At 35.2% G+C, this 2449-nt stretch carries 5 protein-coding genes; all 5 read left to right on the forward strand.

Features of this window, described 5'->3' with window-relative positions:
- A partial coding sequence (locus Q0087_RS09440) for a hypothetical protein (protein ID WP_297899828.1) occupies positions 1-611 on the forward strand: 611 nt, incomplete at its 5' end.
- A gap of 416 nt (positions 612-1027) precedes the next feature.
- Positions 1028-1297, forward strand: coding sequence for a hypothetical protein (locus tag Q0087_RS09445; RefSeq protein WP_297899830.1), 270 nt, complete (start codon positions 1028-1030; stop codon positions 1295-1297).
- 48 nt (positions 1298-1345) lie between these two features.
- Positions 1346-1717, forward strand: coding sequence for a ribbon-helix-helix protein, CopG family (locus tag Q0087_RS09450; RefSeq protein WP_297899832.1), 372 nt, complete (start codon positions 1346-1348; stop codon positions 1715-1717).
- Positions 1718-1720: 3 nt separating this feature from the next.
- Positions 1721-1933 carry a hypothetical protein gene (locus Q0087_RS09455; RefSeq protein WP_297899834.1) on the forward strand — a complete coding sequence of 71 codons (213 nt, stop codon included), beginning with the start codon at positions 1721-1723 and terminating at the stop codon, positions 1931-1933.
- Positions 1926-2449 (forward strand): hypothetical protein (locus Q0087_RS09460; protein ID WP_297899836.1); only part of this gene is annotated, 524 nt, incomplete at its 3' end. The genes Q0087_RS09455 and Q0087_RS09460, both read left to right, overlap by 8 nt.

Genomic DNA, 2449 nt, shown 5'->3' on the forward strand with positions numbered 1-2449 from the left:
ATTATGGAACATCTTTCCTTTGGAGTAATACACAGCAGGAGCTTTCTATTTATGACAAGCTGGTTGAGATGGAGGCAAAGGCAAAGAAAGAGAAGAAGGAAATAGACATAACAAAGTTTCCTGCTCAAACAATGAGGTTTGAGTATAGGCTCAAGAATAGAAAGAAGGTGCATAACATATTGGGATTTTCTAAAGTGGGGGAGCTTCCTAAAAATTGGGATGAAATAAAACACAAGTTTATAAATGTTTGGGAGAAAGATATTTTCAATAAGGAAGTAGCTGACATAAATGTTATTGCAAGCAAGCAAATAATAAAGGAGCTTCTCTCTTTCTATGAATTGAATAACAGAAATTATGTAGCTGAATATTTGAAAGCAGTAGGAGCACACACAATAGAAAGGGAGCAGGGATTAGAAGCCTTGAGGTTGGCTATTAGGGAGGTTGAGAGGGAAAAGAATTCTAAGAGAACAACAGCATTGAATAAGGAAATAAGAACATTGGAAAAGGTTGAGGAGTATAGCTCTCTTATTAGGCTATTGAGAAAAGATAAAGAACCAACAACCCTAAAGGATTTATATAAGGAGCTTCAAGAAAAAGTTTGCTTGAATTGAGCATGGCAAACTTTGACATTTTTTGACTATTTATAACCAGAAAATGACCACCTTTGTACCTAAAGTGGACACTTTGGACACTATAAAAAAGGGAACAGCTCATAGAAAAACATAGAAAAGCATAGAAAAAACATGAGAAAACATGAGGTTTTGTGAGGTTTTTGTTATTGGAAGTCTTTTCATTATGGAGTTTTTGGAGTGCTAAAAAAAATATGTACCAATATATACATAGGGGTAAAGGAGGAGAGCCTATAAGTTTATAAGTTTATATATTTCCCCTGATAACAGGAGAAAACAGGGGAACAAAGTAAAAAATAGTAAAGAATAGTAAGAACATCTAACAGGTTAGACACACAGAAAAGAGGAGTAAAGGATGAAAAACATTATTAGACACTATAAGAACAGGAGCAAGTATTATGCAACTATCAGAAGGTATGTACCCTCTTGAGGGAAATAAATTTTATATCAATGGTAAGAAGTTTGCAGTATTAGAAAGAAAGAAAGACACACACAAAAAACCAAAAAATTATTTGGCTTTGCTTTCACCCTTCCAATATATAAGCAGTCTATTCCCTGCTGGTGAAGGTGAAAAATATAACTTGGATTTTCAACAAGAACTGTTTGAGCTTGAGCTCAACAGAAAAGAGGGGAGAGCAGTACTCAAAAAAATTGAGCCTATAGAATAATTGTATACTGTCTGTTATGCTATAATGTAAACATATAAAAGGATTGTTATGAGTGCAAAAAATAAAATAATTTCCTTGAGGGTTGAGGAAGATTTATACAATGAGCTTGAAAAGCAAGCAGAAGCAGAGGGAGAGAATATTTCCAATATAGTTAGGGAAATGATTTATGCCTTTGTGTATTCTCAATCTAAGTACAGGGAGCTCAATAAAGTTATTACAGTGAAGGGGGAGAACATAAAGGAATTTATAAATGAGGTGGAGGGTAGAAGGGAGCTCATAAATAAAAGTTTGCTTAGCTCAAGGGATTATATAGAACAGCTTGAGAATATGAATAGTTTATTTGAAGATGTTATGAAAAGCCTTGAGGAGCAGGTAAAAAGGGGGGCTCATAAAATAAGTGATTTGAAGGTGAAGGGATGAAAAATGGAAAATGAAAAGAGCTTTCCTGTAGAAAGCTCCTCTCACATATTTGGTTTTTCTTTTTGGGTTACTTTGATTGTATATCAACTGTCTAAGAATTTCAACACTTTCCCCAAAAGAAAAACTCAAAAAGAAAAAATCCCCTTGTATAACAATAGGGATTTTTACACAAACTTTGTAACACTTGAGCCTGTGAGGGGGAAAAACCATGATTGACACAATGCAATTATGTTTGAGCAATTGGGAAGTAGCTGACAATTCAAGGGTTACCATAAAGCCTTCTCCTATGGATTATGGAACAGGGGAGCTCACTGCTGATTTTCCATTATGGAGTAGCTCAAAGGGAAAAGAGATTAGAGGAGCAGGTGCATATTTCAATAATGATGATTTGCAGGTGGATGTAAGAGCTTATGTTTATGGTGCTCCTCAGTGCTTTGTAAAATTCTCAATTCCTAAAATACATAATGGAGAAAATTATTACTCAGTGGGGAGAGATGGAACACAAGCAGTACTTAACAGGGTTGAGGGGGAATTGTATGAAGCAGGTATAAAAGCAGACATAGAGCAGGCTTCTATTTCAAGGATTGACACTTTCAAGAATGTAATAACAGAAGAACCCTTTATGGCTTATTCCCCTTTATTCTCCCTTCTCAAGGCAAGCAGAAGGCTCAGAAGGGATTATGGAACATCTTTCCTTTGGAGTAATACACAGCAGGAGCTTTCTATTTATGA

Origin of the sequence: uncultured Methanobrevibacter sp. (assembly GCF_937881195.1) — an archaeon.
Taxonomy (GTDB): domain Archaea; phylum Methanobacteriota; class Methanobacteria; order Methanobacteriales; family Methanobacteriaceae; genus Methanobinarius.